Below are 17491 nucleotides of genomic sequence, written 5' to 3' on the forward strand. Positions count from 1 at the left end.
ATGACTGACTTTTTATTTGAGGTCACAAAAGCCCCCTTTTCTGCCAAAGGCTGACCATCCTTTGGCTGTACTTCCCCCAATGGGAGAAAACGCACTGAAAAACTTTTACTTTTTATTTGAAAATTAGTATCAATAAAAAAAAATTAAGATGAATTTAAATAATATCCACCAAGAAGCCATAAAACTAGTTAAAGAAGTAGGCGAATTCATAAGACATGAATCTGAAAACTTCAATACCGATAAAGTAGAGCATAAGGGTTTTAATGATTTGGTCAGTTATGTCGATAAGGAAGCTGAAAAAAGATTAGTAGAAGGATTAGGTGAAATTCTACCCGAGTCAGGATTTATTGCAGAAGAAGGAACTTCAAATAAAAAAGGTGAGGAGTTTAATTGGATAATAGATCCTTTAGACGGCACCACCAATTTTGTGCATGGATTGCCTGTATTCTCTATAAGTGTGGCTTTACAGCAAAATGATGAGATTGTATCAGGTATAGTGCTAGAAATCAACAGAGATGAATGTTTTGAGGCAGTTAAAGGAGAGTCTTCTAAATTAAATGGAAAGCCTATTTCCGTTTCGAAAAATATAGATTTATCACAAAGCCTAATTGCCACTGGCTTTCCCTATAATGATTTTGATAAGATGGATGATTACTTATCCATTCTAAAATACTTAATGCAAAACAGCCATGGATTAAGAAGGTTTGGAAGTGCTGCAGTAGACTTGGCCTATGTTGCATGCGGAAGATATGAAGCCTATTTCGAATACAATCTGAATGCATGGGATGTGGCAGCAGGAGCCTTCATAGTGCAACAAGCAGGCGGTAAGGTAAGCCGATTTAATGGTGATGGTGATTACATTTTTGGTAGGGAAATATTATCTTGCTCTGCAGAAGTATATGAAGAACTATTAACCGTCCTCCAGAACCGATGGAAACACAATTAGAATTAAAAGGTAAAAGAATAAATTTAGGGGCAGGATATTTAAAATATCCAGATAAAACATTTAGGAAACTTTCTTACTTTTTAGCCGCTGTATGGTTGGTTTTATTATTTGTCTCCATTTTTAAGAAAAATAATGGCTTATTTGAAAAAGTAGGGATACCAGCCATATATGCACTTAATGGTATATTTTTCTTTTTTAAAGCTCATTTTGAATTATCCCCTACCTCAAAATACGCTCCTCACTTTATCATTTCTAAAGATGGATTGAAAACAAAAAGAAGCGTCTTAAAAAAGTCTGAATTCATCAATTGGAATGATGTAAAGAAAATCGAATTAGGATATTATAAAATTGGAATAAAAGATAGAACCGGTTTGCAGTTTTATCCATACACAACTAGAAAGGAAACCTCGATAGAGATTAAAAGAGAAATTGAAAGCATTGCAGTCAGCAAAGGAATAGAAGTAGAGAATTTATTAAAAAGATAAGCCAGTGAGAACCAGCTTATCTTTCTTAAGCTCCTGTACAATTCCAATTCTGTCCATACTGAGAACCTGTATTCTCCAGGTCATCCTCAAATTCTTGCACTTCTTCAGGCGAACCACAAAAATTTTCCTCCACACCAGTATTGGCTTCAGTACAGACCACACAGACTTCTACAAGCCCGCATGCTGAAATCATTAAAATCATTAAAAGGGTTGATAGCTTTTTCATATCAGTTCTATTCTTCGGTTTCTTCTTCTACTTCATCGATAGTCAATCGTTCTTCTCTGTTCGCAATCTCCCAAGCAGTGTAAAAAACTAAATCTGTTCTCTTTTTTAACAAATCGAATTCAATTTTCTCCACTGTATCGGTATGCTGATGATAATCAGCATGAGTACCATTAAAATAAAAAATAATAGGAACCCCATTTTTTGCGAAGTTCCAATGATCAGAACGATAATAAATTCTATCCGGATGATCTTCCGCATTATATGTATAATCTAATTCCAGTTTTGTATAATTATCATTCATTGCTTCACTGATTTCATGTAGTTCAGTGGAAATTCTATTGGAACCAATTAGATAAACAAATTCTCTATCGTCTTTATGAACTGAATCTATTCTACCAATCATATCGATATTTAAATTGGTAACTGTGTTTTCCAATGGAAAAACTGGGTTCTCAGCATAGTGTGCTGAACCTAATAAGCCTTTTTCTTCTCCTGTTACTGGCATAAATAATATACTTCTTTTAGGACCATGTCCTGCTTCTTTAGCTTTCACAAAGGCTTCAGCTATTTCCATTACTGCGGTAGTACCTGAAGCATCATCATCTGCTCCATTATAAACTTTACCATCTTGAATACCAACATGATCATAATGGGCTGTCAACACTATTAATTCATCTTTCTTTTCAGTGCCTTCCAAGTAACCCAATACATTTTCAGTTTCTATAACTTCAGTATTGATTTCTGCATATAATTCAGCTTTAGCTGTTTCTCCAATTTCCAATTCAGATAAAGATTTTCCGAAGATATCGTCTGCTAATTCTTGATAAATTACGACACTAGCGAGTCCATCTTTTGAAGGTTCTGTTCTGGACAAAGAACCGTGGGTTGCATAATATCTACCATAACGCAAAACCATATTCATTCTACTGCTGTCTTCAGCAAAAACAATGGCTCCCTTTGCTCCTGCTTCTTCAAGAGATTTTAAAACTGGTGTAAATTGACCATCTGCTTTAAAGGCTAAAAACTTGCCTTCTGCATTAATACCTTCTAAATCTTCTTCCTGAGCTTTGTTTACATAAACAATTTCAATTTCGTTTTTTTCAAAAGGAACATTCGCCCAATAAACCATTTGGTCTAGGTTTTTAATGGTTTTCCCATTTACTACCATTTCAGCCTCTCCTCTGTAGGTTTGATATAAATTGAATTTTTGGAAGTAAGAACCATCAACTGGTGCCTGTAAACCTAAAGACTCAAAATGATTTTTAATATATTCTGCAGCCATTTTCTGACCTTTTTTCCCAGTTTCTCTTCCTTCTAAAGAATCGGAGGCCAATAATGTTAAATGTCTTGTTAAATCGTCATCTATAATAGTTTTAGCATACTTTCTTGCTTGCTTTTCCATTACCTGGCCAGATAGCAAACTAACAGCCAACAAAGTCATGACTAGAGTTGAGAAAAAAGTCTTCATAATTAAGGGTTTAAGGTAAATTTATTTAAATTTTTTACTGTTATGTGAACAAAAATCCTAAATAATATATTGTACTTTTGTGGCACGAAACAGTCCGTGAATATCCAAAATATTTATTAAAGATACTTTCTAATATTATGAAATTAAACCCTCTGTACCAAGAAAGATTTGATGTGAGGCATAATGCACCGGATAATCAGCAAATATCAGAGATGCTGAAAACGGTAAAAGCCGATTCTTTGGAACATCTTATTGATGAAACCATCCCAAAAGCAATACAGCTTAAGAAGGATTTAAACCTCCCTGAAGCACAAACTGAGTTTGAATTTTTAGAGTCGTTCAAGGAAATTGCTCAAAAAAATCAAATCTTTAGGTCTTATATCGGATTAGGATATTACAATACTCATACTCCAGGAGTGATTCAAAGAAATATTTTAGAAAACCCGGGTTGGTACACTGCTTACACTCCGTACCAGGCTGAAATCGCTCAAGGAAGATTAGAAGCATTAATCAATTTTCAAACCATGGTCATTGATTTGACAGGAATGGAAATTGCCAATGCATCTTTGTTAGATGAAGGAACTGCAGCCGCTGAGGCGATGAGTATGTTCTATGGATTAAGAAAAGGCAAGAAAAAGTCGGCTAAAGTATTCTTTGTTGATGAAAATACATTTCCACAAACCATTGATATTCTAAAAACAAGGGCTAATCCGATGGGAATCGAGTTAAGATTTGCTAATTTATCACAATTAGACGTAACTGATTCAGATATTTTTGGATTTTACGCTCAACAAATAAACTTAAAAGGTGAAATCAATGATTTAAAACCAATCATTGAAGCTGCTACAGAATATAATATTCATTCTACTGTAGGTGCTGATTTATTAGCATTAACCTTAGTAACACCTCCAGGTGAAATGGGGGCTGATTGTGTGGTAGGAACATCACAGCGATTTGGAATCCCATTAGGTTATGGTGGTCCACATGCAGCTTATTTTGCAACTAAAGAGGCCTATAAAAGACAAGTGCCAGGTAGAATCATTGGAGTTTCTGTTGATAAAAAAGGTAACAAAGCCTACAGAATGGCGCTTCAAACCAGAGAGCAACATATTAAAAAGGAAAAAGCAACTTCTAATATTTGCACTGCTCAGGTTTTACTAGCCATCATGTCAGGAATGTTTGCTGTTTATCACGGACCTGTTGGATTGAAAAAAATTGCAGTAAGAACTCATTCTCTAGCTAAATTATTAGCTAATGGAGTGAAAGCCTTAGGATATGAAGTATCTAACAAAAATTTCTTCGATACCATCACAGTTCAGCTTGAGTCAGAAAAATTAAGAGAAAAACTGCATTCTATTTTATATGAGAGACAAATCAATCTTAATTTAACTGGAACCCATACAGTTTCAATTGCTTTAAATGAAACAACTCGTATTCATGATATAAAAGAATTGATTGAAATTTTTGCGTTGGTAGTTGATGAAGATGCTAATAAGTATTCTGTTGAGGATAAAGTTGATTCATTAGAATTAGACTGGCCAAAGCAATTGATACGTGATAGCAGGTTTATGGAGCATCCGATTTTTAATCAGTTCCATGCTGAGCACGAAATGTTGCGCTACATTAAAAGATTGGAAAATAAAGATCTATCATTGGTTCATTCTATGATTTCTTTGGGCTCATGCACCATGAAATTGAATGCAACTGCAGAAATGATTCCAATCACATGGCCAGAAATGGCGTATATTCACCCTTACGCACCAAAAGAGCAAGCTTTAGGATACAGGGAAATGTTCATCAAACTGGAGAATATGCTGACTGAAATCACTGGATTTGCAGCAACATCTCTACAGCCAAACTCAGGAGCTCAAGGTGAGTATGCAGGTTTGATGGTTATCAGAGCCTATCACCAAAGCAGAGGAGATGATCATAGAAATGTCACTATAGTTCCTTCATCTGCACACGGAACAAACCCGGCAAGTGCAGTAATGGCAGGTATGAAAGTGATCATTACCAAGTGTGATGACCAAGGAAACATTGATTTAGATGATTTAAAAGCTAAGGCTGAAGAGTATAAAAATAACTTGGCTGCTTTAATGGTGACTTATCCTTCTACTCACGGAGTTTTTGAGGAAAGTATTCAAGAAATCTGTCAAATAGTTCATGATAATGGTGGACAAGTTTATATGGATGGTGCTAATATGAATGCTCAGGTTGGCCTAACATCTCCAGCAAATATCGGAGCTGATGTCTGCCATTTGAACTTACATAAAACATTCTGTATTCCTCACGGTGGTGGAGGACCAGGTATGGGACCAATTTGTGTTGCAGAACACTTAGAAGATTTCTTGCCGGGCAATCCTTTAGTACCGACAGGTGGGAACCAAGCTATTACAGCTATTTCTGCGGCACCTTGGGGTAGTGCAAGCATCCTAGCAATTAGTTATGCTTACATTTCTATGATGGGTAGCCAAGGGCTTAAGAAGGCTACACAATTAGCCATATTAAATGCCAATTACATTAAAGAAACATTAGCGGATAGTTATCCTGTGCTTTACACTAATCAGAAAGGACGCGCTGCGCATGAAATGATTATTGACTGTCGTGCTTTCAAAGATTTTGGCGTTGAAGTAGAGGATATAGCTAAACGATTAATGGATTATGGATATCATTCTCCTACCGTTTCTTTCCCTGTTCCAGGCACGATGATGATTGAGCCTACTGAAAGTGAAAGTAAAATGGAATTAGATAAATTCTGTACCGCCATGATTTCTATTCGAAAAGAAATTCAAGAAATAGCAGATGGAAAAGCAGATGCTGAGCAAAATGTGTTGAAAAATGCGCCTCATACAATGTCAGTTGCATTAGCTGAAAAGTGGGAATTGCCTTACTCAAGAGAGAAAGCAGTATTCCCATTAGAATCAGTTCGTCAAAGCAAATTCTGGCCGAGTGTCAGCCGAATTGACAGTGCTTATGGAGATAGAAACTTGATGTGCAGCTGTATTCCTGTATCTGAATATGAAGATAATCCCGAAGAAGCTTTAGCATAATAAATTAGAAAATATATGAGTAAAAAAGCCTTTCAAATTAATTTTGAAAGGCTTTTTGTTTTTAGCTATCATGGCTATTTACTGCCCATCAACAAATCCTTGTAAATAGCTAAACCTTTCTGTCAATTTACCATTTTGAGCAATAGTTGCATTTTTGATAACATCTTCCTTATCATCTCCTAAAAGATGGGGTAATACATTCTCAATTAGCTCATGACCAAAGCTTTCAGAAGCATCTCTTGGAAGCTCACAAGGTAAATTGTCCACTGCCATAACCGTTATATTACTCTCCTCACTGAATTCTGGTTGAATAGTATCAGTAGTTGGATCGTAATCATACACAGGATCTTCTACCGTAGCAGGCTTTTTCGTACTCGGAATGGAACCTTCAATGTCACAAGTTATATCTCCAATAATCCTTGTTTTAAATTCAGGACGCATAGCATCTTCTTTTGTAAAAAGAACAGGAGCACGTGGATCCCAAAAAGCGCCTGCAATTAGCATATCTGCAACTTTAGTATATTTAAGGAAGTCGCCCTCGTAAAGACCAGGGTTATCATAGAACTCGTCTCTATTGAATAAACTACCATCCTTTTTCTTATGGTAAGTGTGACTACTTAACTGAGCAAAAACAGGCCGATCAAACCTTTCATTTAAAAACTCATAAGGTGAAACCTGTAAAATATCCATACCAAACATGACTTCCATGGCTCCTTTTGCAACTCTTCCGCCACCTGTAATAGCTATTTTGATAGCAGGAAGTTCCACTTTTTTAAATTCTGTTTTCATATCAGCCAAATCAAAGCATTCATGTGCTCTTCTAATATTGAAAAGGTTATATCGCTGACCAAATGTCCAGATCGTATTATATGCTCCAACGATTCCTGCAAAACGACCAAAAGCTACAATTCGCTGATTAGTTTTAGAATCTAGTAAACATTCATAATCTACGAGATTAATCTTTTTTTTCAGAATAGCTTGTAAAAGCTCGCGATTATATTCCTGCTCTTTAATAGTATGAGAGAAAAAGAAATAGGTTTTTTCAGAAATTAACTTTTCAAGCGGCACTTCTTTTACACCTAAAAGAATATCAGCGTCATTGATATCATCCACCATTTCAATTTTATGTTGTGAGTATTCTTCAGGTTGAAAAACCCTTACATCACTTTTTTGAACTTTCACATCAACCTTAAATTGATCTGCCACCAATTGGCATTGAGCCGGAGTTAAAGGAGATCGTTTATCTACCGGTATTTTGTCTTCTCTTATGATTCCTATTTTCAACATAAAACTGTAATAATTACAAAATGGATTATTTCCTAAAGGTATCAATAATAGTGGAGGCTACATTATAAAATAGCTTAATGACTTGAGAAAAGTCCGTGCACTTCCGTATCAATTTTACTAACAATTAAAGCAAAATCTTCTACGTTATTTAAATAATCCAGTTGATTAACATCAATAATAATAAGTTTCCCAATATCATATTGCTTTACCCAAGCCTCATAATGTTTATTTAGATTTTTCAGATAATCAATTCTGATGGTTTCTTCATAATCTCTGCCTCTTTTTTCTATTTGTCCTACTAATTTTGGGATATCAGCACGCAAATAAATCAACAAATCAGGTGGAGTGATTACTGGCGACATTGAATCAAATAATTCCAAATAATTATGGTAATCACGATCAGACATATTGCCTTGTTCATGAAGGTTTTTAGCAAAGACATAACAATCTTCGTAAATGGAGCGATCCTGAACTACAGTATGCTCACTTTCTCTTATTCTCTTTACTTGTTTTAAACGACTATTCAAAAAATACACCTGTAGATGGAAAGCCCATTGTTTCATATCACTATAAAAATCCACTAAATAGGGATTATCCTCAACAGCCTCAAACTCAGTTCTCCAACCATAATGATGTGATAACTTATTGGCTAATGTGGTTTTGCCGGCACCAATATTCCCAGCTATGGCTATATGTTTTAATTGATTCATTCTGTTTTCCATCTGAGCACAAAAGTAAAAAATATAAGCTTTTTAACGAGTATGTTTTCTTATATAATCATTGATTTTTTATTCAACCTGAATAGTATAGCTAATAGGGGCAGGGAATAATGCTGTAATCTTGTATATGTAAACTGTATCTAGTTGAAAATCAGAATGAAACGTAATTTAAATTTGCAGTCTTCAAATCTTCTTCCGATATTGTTTTAATCATTGATTAGAATATAAACTTTAAAGACATGATTTTCAATAGAAAAATTTTCCGACTGTTATATAGCATACTATTATTATCTGCTTGGCTGGTTAGCAATAATATACATGCACAAAACAAAGATGGATCCTCCATCGAAGGTAAGATGGCACCTGAATTCACACTCCCTGATCTGAAAGGGAATTTGGTAAGTTCGGAATCCTATAAAGGAAGTTTCTTGGTACTTCATATCGCTACAACCTGGTGTCCATTTTGTAATGCAGAGGCACCACATTTGGAACAACTCAAGCAAGATTATAAGAATAAGAATGTAAAGGTACTTGTTATTGATGTAAAAGAACCCAAGGAATTAGTTCAAAATAAGTTGAAAGACCGATTCAACCTCACATTCCCGGTTTTATTAGATTCAGACGGGTCTGTAGCAGCGAGTTTTGCGCCTGACAATGTTCTGCCCGATCTTGCGCGGGATGAGGTTATGCTGGCATCTAATATACTGATTGACCAAGAGGGAAAGATTCAATTCTTTTCCTTGTTGGATTCCCAAAACTTCGATGCTAAACTGGTGAAATTAAAAGCAGAACTCGATGAATTGCTTGCTGCAGAATAATGTTTTGATGATTTGGCTTGTCCTATTGTTTCAAGCAAACACATTGATCTATGCACAAAATCCATCATTTGTTCAATTGCACAAAGCACCGGAATATTTTGTTGAAGCAGGTGAGCAGCAGTATATTTCGCTTTCTTTTTTAATCAAAGAGGGCTATCATATTCAGGCAAGCCAAGTGAAAGATGAAAATCTTATTCCTACTGTCCTATCTTTTGATGTACTGGATAGCCTGAAACTGGGTGATCCGGTTTTTCCAAAGACTGTTGAATTTAAAATGAAAGGACAAAAAACCACTTGGTCTGTTTATAAAGACATACTTGAAATTAATGTTCCGGTCAAGATTATAAAACCGGGAGAAAAGGAGGTGTTTTCTATTAATGGAAAATTGTACTATCAGGCATGTGATGACTACAAATGTTATTTTCCTCGTAACCTTAAATTTATTATGAAAATAAACATAAAGAAGTGATTCAATAAAAATATGCAAGTGTAATACCGTTCCTTCAGGAAGGTTCGGAATAATTTGCTGTAAGTCTCATAGCTGCTTTTATAAGCAAACAAAGCAATCGAATTGCAATTTATTGTATCTTCTCCTATTCTCGTCAAACCACTCTTTATTATTGTTTTTCTCCAGTTCTTCGAAAAAATTTATAAAATTATTACTGAAATAGGCCATTGTTTATACATTTAATGGAACTAAAATAGCAATAAATAATTGTTATGTTTGTTTAAGCATTGTTCAATTATTTTCTTCTGAATGGAAAATTACTATCAAATATTAGGTTTAAGTGAGATGGCGACCTTGTCTGAGATAAAGTCTGCCTACAAAAAGCTAGCAAAGGCATACCATCCTGATATTAATTCATCACCAGCCGCAGAGGAGAAGTTCAAAATAATTTCCACTGCTTATGCAGTCTTGAGTAATCGTGATTTAAGACAAAAATATGACCTGAAATTGGCTCAAATACGACTAAATGCTAAAAGAGCAAGCATTCGTGCACACGAAAATAGACAAAGAGCCTATAAGAACCCATATCAAAATTACACTTATAGACCACCGGTTTATAGACCAGTAAAAGATGCCAGCCTAGAAAGAAAAGGAACATATTATGCTTTAGGTATAGTAGCATCCATAGCTATACTGGTTTATATTACAGTTAGCTTAAATGATTTTTTTCAGGAGAGAAAACTTCAAAAAATGATCAGCCAGTTCGATGAAAAGGTGAAATATGCTGATAGTCTATATTATTCTGGAAAAGTTCAAGCCGCATTGAATTTTATTGATGATATCAAATCATCCAATAGTGAATACAATGCCATTAAACGATATGAAATTGATTATTTGAATTTTCGAAGAGATCAGGCTGATATCGACTATAAAAACAAGGCCTTTCAGGATGCTCTTTGGGGTTATTTATTCTTTATGGAATATAGTCAAAGTCAAAATCCTGACATGCAATATAGACTGGCGGTCTGCTATAGAAATTTAAATGAACCTAATAAAGCAGTGTTTATATTAAGCCGATTAATGAATAATAACTATAAACGAATGCGTATGATATCTCTAATTGGGGAGATTTACAAAGACGAATTGAATGACAATGAAGTAGCCATGCAGTATTATCAAATGGGGCTATCTAATATCCTAAATGAATTTAAAAGCATATATGGTAATGCCTATCGCTTATTAGTATCTGCAGAAAGAACGCCTGAGAGTTATAAATCAATATATTTTAATGCAGCTGAAATTCTTTATGAACAAGGAGATTACCGTCAAGCATCTAAATTATTGGAGTGGGTCATCTTTTTCAAGCCGGAAAAAAAAATAGCCTATCAGTATTTGATTGAATGTTATTATCAGTTGGATAATAAAAAGGAAGCCTGCAATATTTTAAAAAAGGCAGAAAAGATGGATATTCGCCCACAATTAAATTTTGAATTAAGCTGTAACTAAATGCGATTTCTTTTCATTCTATTTTTTCTATTCAATATCTCTCTTGCTGTAAGTCAAAGTAATATAGCACGTGAACACCTTTCCATTTTAACCTCTGATTCTTTGGCTGGTAGAGGTTTTACTAACGATGGGCAAGACAAAGCTGCGGATTTTATTATTGAGAAGCTATTGCAATTTAATGTAAAAGCTGGCGGTGAAAATGGATTCGAACAAGGATTATCCTATCCTGTCAATACTTTTCCAGGTACTGTTCAGTTTTCAGTAGAAAATCAAAATACAATTAAAATCTACGGAGCAGGTAAAGATTTCCTTTATCATTCTGCTTCAGCCCCTATTAAAATAAAAGGTGAGATTCAGAATATATCTACTAGCTTTTCAATTCCAAAAAGAACCAAAAATCAAATTTTCTATATTGAAAAAACGAAGGACAATGCCAATGAAATTAATGAACTAACACAATCTTTTCTATTTGACTCTAAAGCAAAGGGAAATTTATTAATCATACAGGACAGCACTAAATGGAGTTGGTTTCCATCATCCAAACAATCTGATAATATTGTTTTATACATAAAAGATCCCTTAAAAAAAGGAGCTGAAATTAGTGCCTCTAATGAAGCGGAGTTCATTTCAAATTTTCGCTCATCAAATGTAATTGGAAAGGTATCAGGAGAAAGAAGTGATTCTATCATTATGTTTTCTGCGCATTATGATCATTTGGGCCAAATGGGAAATGCAATTTTCAGAGGGGCAAATGATAATGCCTCAGGTGTGGCTATGCTTTTAGCTTTAGCAAAATATTACGGTCAAAATCAGCCAAAATTCGATATCTATTTTCTTTTTACCACAGCTGAAGAAATCGGTTTGCTCGGCAGTTATTATTTTATTGAAAATGCACTATTTGATTTGAGAAAAGTCAAAATACTGGTAAATCTGGACATGGTGGGAACAGGTGATGAAGGTATTACCATGGTGAATGCCAAAAAGCATAATCGCTATTTTAATTTAATTCAAGAATTAAATGATGACAGAATAGTAGAAATTAAAGCAAGAGGAGAGGCATGCAATAGTGATCATTGTTTATTCGACAGAATTGGAATTCCAGCTGTGTTTATTTACACCTTAGGTGGAAAACAATCTTATCACGATATACATGACAATGGAGAGGACTTAAGCTTAGAAGCATTTGATGAATTGCATGATTTGATAATTGAAAGTTTAAAGGAATATTAATCAAGCACTCAAACTAAAAATGGAACGAATTTCAGCTTCATGCTGATAATTTTTCCCTTCGATTGCTTGTACAAAGTGGTGGCTTAATTCTTTTCTGCTGAAAAACTGCTCTGCTGTGTCTCTAGATGCTTTTTGATATTTCCTTAATAATTCAGATGATTCTATGAACGGCTTAATTTTTTCTCCAAACTCGGCCGGAAAATCAGAATCTGCAAAAAAACCGATATGCCGCTTTTCTACCAACCCTCTAATCCAGCCTTGAATATTGGTGATTATCAATTTCCCAGATGCAATGGCATCAAAAAATTTATTAGGAGAGTTTGTTCTTAAAACTGGTTTATGAAGAAATGAAACATAACAAGCATCGGTTACATTCATGACATCCTTCACTTCTTCTTTAGTGCCGTAAGGAATAAAAAAGATATTTTTTAGCTGGTTTTTGGCCACATATTTCTTGATTTCCGGCAAGCTGGAGCCTTCACCCATAATGAGAAAACGAATCGGTAAATCCATACTTAACTCTGCACACTTTATTAAGCTCATCAGATCATTAACAGGACCAACAGCACCAAAATAGCTCACGACAAATTTATTTTTTACTCCATATTGCAAAACTAAATCTTCATCTTTTTCCTCTACTCGTTCAAAGAAATCGCAATCTGCAACATTGGGAATCAACTCTACTTTAACACTCGGAGCTCTTTTTTCAATATGATTTCGCATTCCGGGAGAAAGTGCAATAACTCTTTCCGTATTTTTGTAAAATTTTAATTCCTGTTTTTCTAGCCATAGTTTAAGTAATGGATTCTTAATAACTCCCATTTGGATTGGAGCTTCCGGCCATAAATCTCTAACTTCAAAAATATAGGGAATATCAAACTTTTTTTGAGCCCATAAAGCTATAAAGCCTACAGTAAGCGGTGTGCTGGTCACGATTATCTTATCATAACCATTCTGCTTTCTAATAAAGCTTTTACACAGTATGATAAAATAAAGAAATGCTTTTATTCTTTTAAAAAAACCAAATTGGTTTTCATATCGAACTGGTAAATAATGCACCTGTAATCCATCCAGTATCCTGGAAGCAGGCTTGTTGTCATTATGTGCCGTTAACATTTCTACCTCATGACCTTTAGCTTTTAAAGCCTGAGCCATAAAATAAGAGCGATTGGCACCACCCTCATCAGGAGTTTTGAAATATTGATGGATGTAAAGGATTTTCATTCAAACACTAAAGTAGTTGCTTTAGCTTTATAACAAATAAGATTTTAATATAATTTTACTATGCTGAATTTTTTATAAAAATGAAATTCCTATTTCACTATCATCCGCTTACTTTTAATATGATCCATTATCATATCAGCATGAACCCTACTGTTTTCTATAAACCATTTGTTGGTTTCCATGCCACCACAAATTACGCCTGCTAAATAAATGCCCTCTACATTGGTTTCCATACTTTCAGCATCATATACTGGAGCAAAAGGTGGTTCAGCTCTTTTTTCAACTCCCATCTTGTTTAAGAAATCATAATTAGGTTCATAGCCCGTCATAGCTAATACAAAATCATTTTCTATTGTGATATTTCCCTCGGGGCTTTTGATGTCTATTTCATTTTCTCTAATAGCAGTAATCTCACTTTCGAAATACGCTTTTATGCTGCCTTCTTTAATTCTATTTTCTATATCAGGTTTCACCCAATATTTCACAGTTTTACGTATTTCTTCTTCCCGAATCACCATTGTGACTTCCTTTGCACCTTTTCTAAAGCACTCCAAAGCAGCATCTACAGCAGAATTGGCTGCTCCAACAATAGCCAACTTCATATCATAATAAGGATGAGCTTCTTTATAGTAATGAGTTACTTTTGGCAAATCCTCACCGGGAATTCCTAACTTATGAGGTAAATCATAAAAACCTGTGGCTACAATAACATTCTCTGTCTGCAAATCAAATTTATCAGTATTTACTCGAAAACCGTTTTCATTTTTCTCCACCTTATGAACAGAATTGTATAAAGAAGTATTGAGTTTATGAGAACTTGCTACTCTCCTATAATATTCCAAAGCTTCCATTCTAGTTGGCTTCGGATTATGAGAAATAAAGGGTACACCTCCAATTTCCAATTTATCGGAAGTACTAAAAAAAGTCATGCCGTATGGATAATGATAGAGTGAGTTCACTAAAGTGCCTTTATCCACAATAACATAAGACAAGCCGTCAGACTCCGCTTTTATTCCACATGCCAAGCCAATTGGTCCTCCACCGATTATTAAAACATCTATATTTTGCATCTTAGTTTATTTCTGAATGGTATTTAATATCTTAATTAATACGTGAAGTGTAGCTAAGGTTTTGAGAATTGGGTATTTTATTAGAAAGCTTTAAATCTAATTTAGGAAGGGGAGAGGAAAAGACCTGTCAGGTTTTACCAAAATTTTAATCTACAAAAAATAAATGTTTAGTAGAAATTGGCAATTGAAACCTGACAGGTTTGGAGAGGTATTAAGTCAGCCGTATTTTAATCAATCCATTCAAATCCAGTATAGGATTGCAACGCCTTGGGTACTCGAATCCCTTTTTCGGTTTGATTGTTTTCCAAAATGGCTGCTAAAATTCTTGGAAATGCCAATGCACTACCATTTAATGTATGTAATAAGTGCTTTTTCTTATCGGCATCTTTATAACGCAATTTTAATCGATTGGACTGATAAGTTTCAAAATTAGAAACCGAGCTAACCTCCAACCATTTTTCCTGAGCTGCAGACCAAACTTCCATATCATAAGTTAAGGCGGCAGTAAATCCTAAATCACCACCGCATAACCTTAATACTCTATAAGGCAATTCTAATTTAGTCAGTAAGCTTTGAATATAATTATTCATTTCTTCCAATGCCTGATATGATTTGTCAGGATGCTGAACTTGAACAATTTCCACCTTATCAAATTGATGTAAACGATTTAACCCTCTTACGTGTGCTCCCCAAGAACCTGCTTCTTTCCGGAAACAAGGTGTATAGGCAGTCAATTTAATAGGTAAATCCTCTTCATTAATAATTTCATCTCTTAGGAGATTAGTAATGGGCACTTCTGCTGTAGGAATCAAATATAAATCTGTATCCTCAATATGATACATCTGACCTTCCTTATCTGGTAATTGCCCAGTTCCGATCCCTGAAGCTTCATTTACTACTATAGGTGGCTGAATTTCTTTGAACCCCTGCTTTTCAGCTTCATCCAAAAAGAAATTCAATAAAGCGCGCTGCATTCTTGCGCCTTTCCCTTTATAAACAGGAAATCCTGCACCTGTGATTTTTATACCTAAATCGAAGTCGATGATGTCATAATCCTTTATTAAATCCCAATGTGGTTTTTTACCAGCATATAAATTAGGCTTTTCTCCATGTTCAGAAATAATTTCATTATCATCTTCACCTTTTCCTTTTTTCACATCTTCATGCGGAACATTAGGGATTTGATAGAGACTTTCTGTCAATTCTTTTTCAATCTCTTGGGATTCTTCCTGCAAGATTTTGCCGCGTTGCTTTAATTCAGCAGTTTTAGTTTTTACTTCTTCTGCTTCATCTTTCTTACCTTCTTTCATCAAAATGCCAATGCTTTTGGAAATTTGATTTGATTCCGCCAAAACTGAATCTAGTTCAGTCTGTAAAGCTTTCCTTCTATTATCTAAAGCAATTACCCCATCAATCAGAGATTCAGCATTTTCGATATTTCTTTTCAATAAGCCTTTGATTGCTTTGGCTTTATCTTCACGCAAATTTGCAACTTGTAACATTTTTCGAAATTTTTGGCAAAATAAGCTATTTTTAACGGTATTATAAACAGAATCTCATCTTAAATGACAATTTCTATTTTATATTTCTTAATTTGCTTGACAATTAAAAATGCTTAGCATATCATTGTATTATCTAAAAAGAAACTGAGGCAAAATTCAAATGTCTCATTCAAAAAAATCCAAAACATAATATCAAATTTATCATACCAACAGAATCAGGGTCTCAAATCCTGAACAAGTAAAAGTCCCTTTATGTATAACATTGAAGAATTAAACTTAAAGCTACTTTCTGAACTTAAAGAAATAGCAGAAAAACTGGGAGTATCTCAGTACAAGAAATTGCCGAAGAAAGAACTGATTTACAAAATTTTGGATCAACAAGCACTTTTACCTGAAAGTGATTTACCAAAAAAGGAAGAAGAAAAATCTACTCCTAAATCAGCACCGGCACCTAAAAAAGAAAATGCTCCAAGAGCAAAAGCTCCAGAGAAAAAAGAGGAAACTGCTGAAGCAAAAGCTCCTAAAAAGGAGGAAAGAGCTGAAACAAAGCCTGAGAAAAAGACTGAAGATGCTTCCTCTAATTCTCAAGCAGACTCTAAACCGCAAGCTGAGGCAGACGATAAGCAAGAGCGCAAGCCTCGCCCAGCTCCTAAAGACAAAAGGCCCAGACCCGAAAGAACTGAGCGTCCGAATGATAAAGGTGATAGACCGCCAAGAGCAGAAAGGAATGATAATCGTTCGAAAAAAGCTGACATCAAAGATTTTGATGGCATCATAGAAAATGAAGGCGTATTAGAAATGATGCAAGACGGATATGGTTTCTTGCGTTCTTCCGACTACAACTACCTTGCAAGTCCAGATGATATTTATGTTTCTCCATCTCAAATCAAATTATTTGGTTTAAAAACTGGAGATACTGTTAAAGGTCAAATCAGGCCACCAAAAGAAGGTGAAAAATATTTCGCTTTATTAAGAGTTTCTTCCGTAAATGGAAAAACTACTGAGGAAATCAGAGATAGAGTTCCTTTTGAATACTTAACTCCGCTTTTCCCTGAGGAAAAATTCAATTTAAGTACTAAGCCAAACAAATATTCCACTCGTATTCTAGATCTTTTTGCTCCTATTGGAAAAGGACAAAGAGGGATGATTGTAGCTCAGCCTAAAACAGGTAAAACAGAGCTATTGAAAGAGGTGGCTAATGCTATGGCTGAAAACCATCCTGAAGCTTATTTATTGATTTTATTAATTGATGAGCGTCCTGAAGAGGTTACGGATATGGCACGTTCTGTAAAAGCAGAAGTAGTGAGTTCTACTTTTGACGAACAAGCAGACCGTCATGTAAAAGTGGCTAGCATGGTATTGGAAAAAGCTAAAAGAATGGTGGAATGTGGTCATGATGTAGTGATTCTTTTAGATTCTATTACTCGTTTAGCTCGAGCATACAATACAGTTATCCCGTCTTCTGGTAAAATATTATCAGGTGGTGTGGATGCAAATGCATTGCACAAACCG

At 34.8% G+C, this 17491-nt stretch carries 16 protein-coding genes; 8 read left to right on the forward strand and 8 right to left on the reverse strand.

All coding sequences use genetic code 11. The features are described from left to right. Positions 1-148: 148 nt before the first annotated feature. Positions 149-946 (forward strand): inositol monophosphatase family protein, encoded by a 798-nt coding sequence (locus Q0L29_RS14365; protein WP_296622771.1) that lies wholly within the window; start codon positions 149-151, stop codon positions 944-946. Further along, positions 931-1431, forward strand: coding sequence for a hypothetical protein (locus tag Q0L29_RS14370; protein WP_296622773.1), 501 nt, complete (start codon positions 931-933; stop codon positions 1429-1431). The genes Q0L29_RS14365 and Q0L29_RS14370 overlap by 16 nt, the downstream gene beginning before the upstream one ends. 25 nt (positions 1432-1456) lie before the next feature. On the opposite strand, the gene Q0L29_RS14375 is transcribed toward Q0L29_RS14370, so the two are convergent. Continuing rightward, a complete protein-coding gene (locus Q0L29_RS14375; protein WP_296622774.1) occupies positions 1457-1657 on the reverse strand; it encodes a hypothetical protein in 201 nt (66 codons plus the stop codon). Between the two features lie 7 nt (positions 1658-1664). After that, entirely contained in the window at positions 1665-3125 is a 1461-nt protein-coding gene (locus Q0L29_RS14380; RefSeq protein WP_296622776.1) for a M28 family peptidase, read from the reverse strand. Between the two features lie 137 nt (positions 3126-3262). Between Q0L29_RS14380 and gcvP the strand changes: the two genes are divergently transcribed. Beyond that, entirely contained in the window at positions 3263-6175 is a 2913-nt protein-coding gene (gene gcvP, locus Q0L29_RS14385; RefSeq protein WP_296622777.1) for an aminomethyl-transferring glycine dehydrogenase, read from the forward strand. Between the two features lie 78 nt (positions 6176-6253). On the opposite strand, the gene Q0L29_RS14390 is transcribed toward gcvP, so the two are convergent. Next, positions 6254-7462 carry an NAD(P)-dependent oxidoreductase gene (locus Q0L29_RS14390; RefSeq protein WP_296622779.1) on the reverse strand — a complete coding sequence of 403 codons (1209 nt, stop codon included), beginning with the start codon at positions 7460-7462 and terminating at the stop codon, positions 6254-6256. A gap of 74 nt (positions 7463-7536) precedes the next feature. Continuing rightward, positions 7537-8172: a deoxynucleoside kinase gene (locus tag Q0L29_RS14395; protein ID WP_296622780.1), complete on the reverse strand. Its 636-nt coding sequence runs from the start codon at positions 8170-8172 to the stop codon at positions 7537-7539. 248 nt (positions 8173-8420) lie between these two features. Between Q0L29_RS14395 and Q0L29_RS14400 the strand changes: the two genes are divergently transcribed. Together Q0L29_RS14400 and Q0L29_RS14405 are read left to right on the forward strand one after the other, a co-directional pair. Further along, entirely contained in the window at positions 8421-8999 is a 579-nt protein-coding gene (locus Q0L29_RS14400; protein ID WP_296622782.1) for a peroxiredoxin, read from the forward strand. A gap of 7 nt (positions 9000-9006) precedes the next feature. After that, positions 9007-9468 (forward strand): protein-disulfide reductase DsbD domain-containing protein, encoded by a 462-nt coding sequence (locus tag Q0L29_RS14405; RefSeq protein ID WP_296622784.1) that lies wholly within the window; start codon positions 9007-9009, stop codon positions 9466-9468. Positions 9469-9546: 78 nt separating this feature from the next. On the opposite strand, the gene Q0L29_RS17610 is transcribed toward Q0L29_RS14405, so the two are convergent. Next, positions 9547-9675 (reverse strand): DUF2461 family protein, encoded by a 129-nt coding sequence (locus Q0L29_RS17610; RefSeq protein WP_367275799.1) that lies wholly within the window; start codon positions 9673-9675, stop codon positions 9547-9549. 81 nt (positions 9676-9756) lie between these two features. On the opposite strand from Q0L29_RS17610, the gene Q0L29_RS14410 reads away from it, so the two are divergent. Both Q0L29_RS14410 and Q0L29_RS14415 read left to right on the forward strand, forming a co-directional pair. Further along, positions 9757-10953 carry a DnaJ domain-containing protein gene (locus Q0L29_RS14410; RefSeq protein WP_296622786.1) on the forward strand — a complete coding sequence of 399 codons (1197 nt, stop codon included), beginning with the start codon at positions 9757-9759 and terminating at the stop codon, positions 10951-10953. Continuing rightward, on the forward strand, positions 10954-12183 hold the full coding sequence (locus Q0L29_RS14415; protein ID WP_296622787.1) for a M20/M25/M40 family metallo-hydrolase: 1230 nt from the start codon (positions 10954-10956) through the stop codon (positions 12181-12183). It abuts the gene before it with no gap. Here Q0L29_RS14415 and Q0L29_RS14420 read toward each other — a convergent pair whose 3' ends face one another. From Q0L29_RS14420 to serS, 3 genes are all read right to left on the reverse strand, one after another. After that, positions 12184-13407, reverse strand: a complete 1224-nt coding sequence (locus tag Q0L29_RS14420) for a glycosyltransferase family 4 protein (protein WP_296622789.1) — start codon at positions 13405-13407, stop codon at positions 12184-12186. It lies immediately after the preceding gene. Between the two features lie 89 nt (positions 13408-13496). Then, entirely contained in the window at positions 13497-14477 is a 981-nt protein-coding gene (locus tag Q0L29_RS14425; protein WP_296622790.1) for a YpdA family putative bacillithiol disulfide reductase, read from the reverse strand. 227 nt (positions 14478-14704) lie between these two features. Then, on the reverse strand, positions 14705-15979 hold the full coding sequence (serS, locus tag Q0L29_RS14430) for a serine--tRNA ligase (RefSeq protein ID WP_296622792.1): 1275 nt from the start codon (positions 15977-15979) through the stop codon (positions 14705-14707). A gap of 252 nt (positions 15980-16231) precedes the next feature. On the opposite strand from serS, the gene rho reads away from it, so the two are divergent. Next, positions 16232-17491 (forward strand): transcription termination factor Rho (rho, locus tag Q0L29_RS14435; protein ID WP_296622794.1); only part of this gene is annotated, 1260 nt, incomplete at its 3' end.

Source organism: Marivirga sp., assembly GCF_024636815.1.
Taxonomy (GTDB): Bacteria; Bacteroidota; Bacteroidia; order Cytophagales; family Cyclobacteriaceae; genus Marivirga.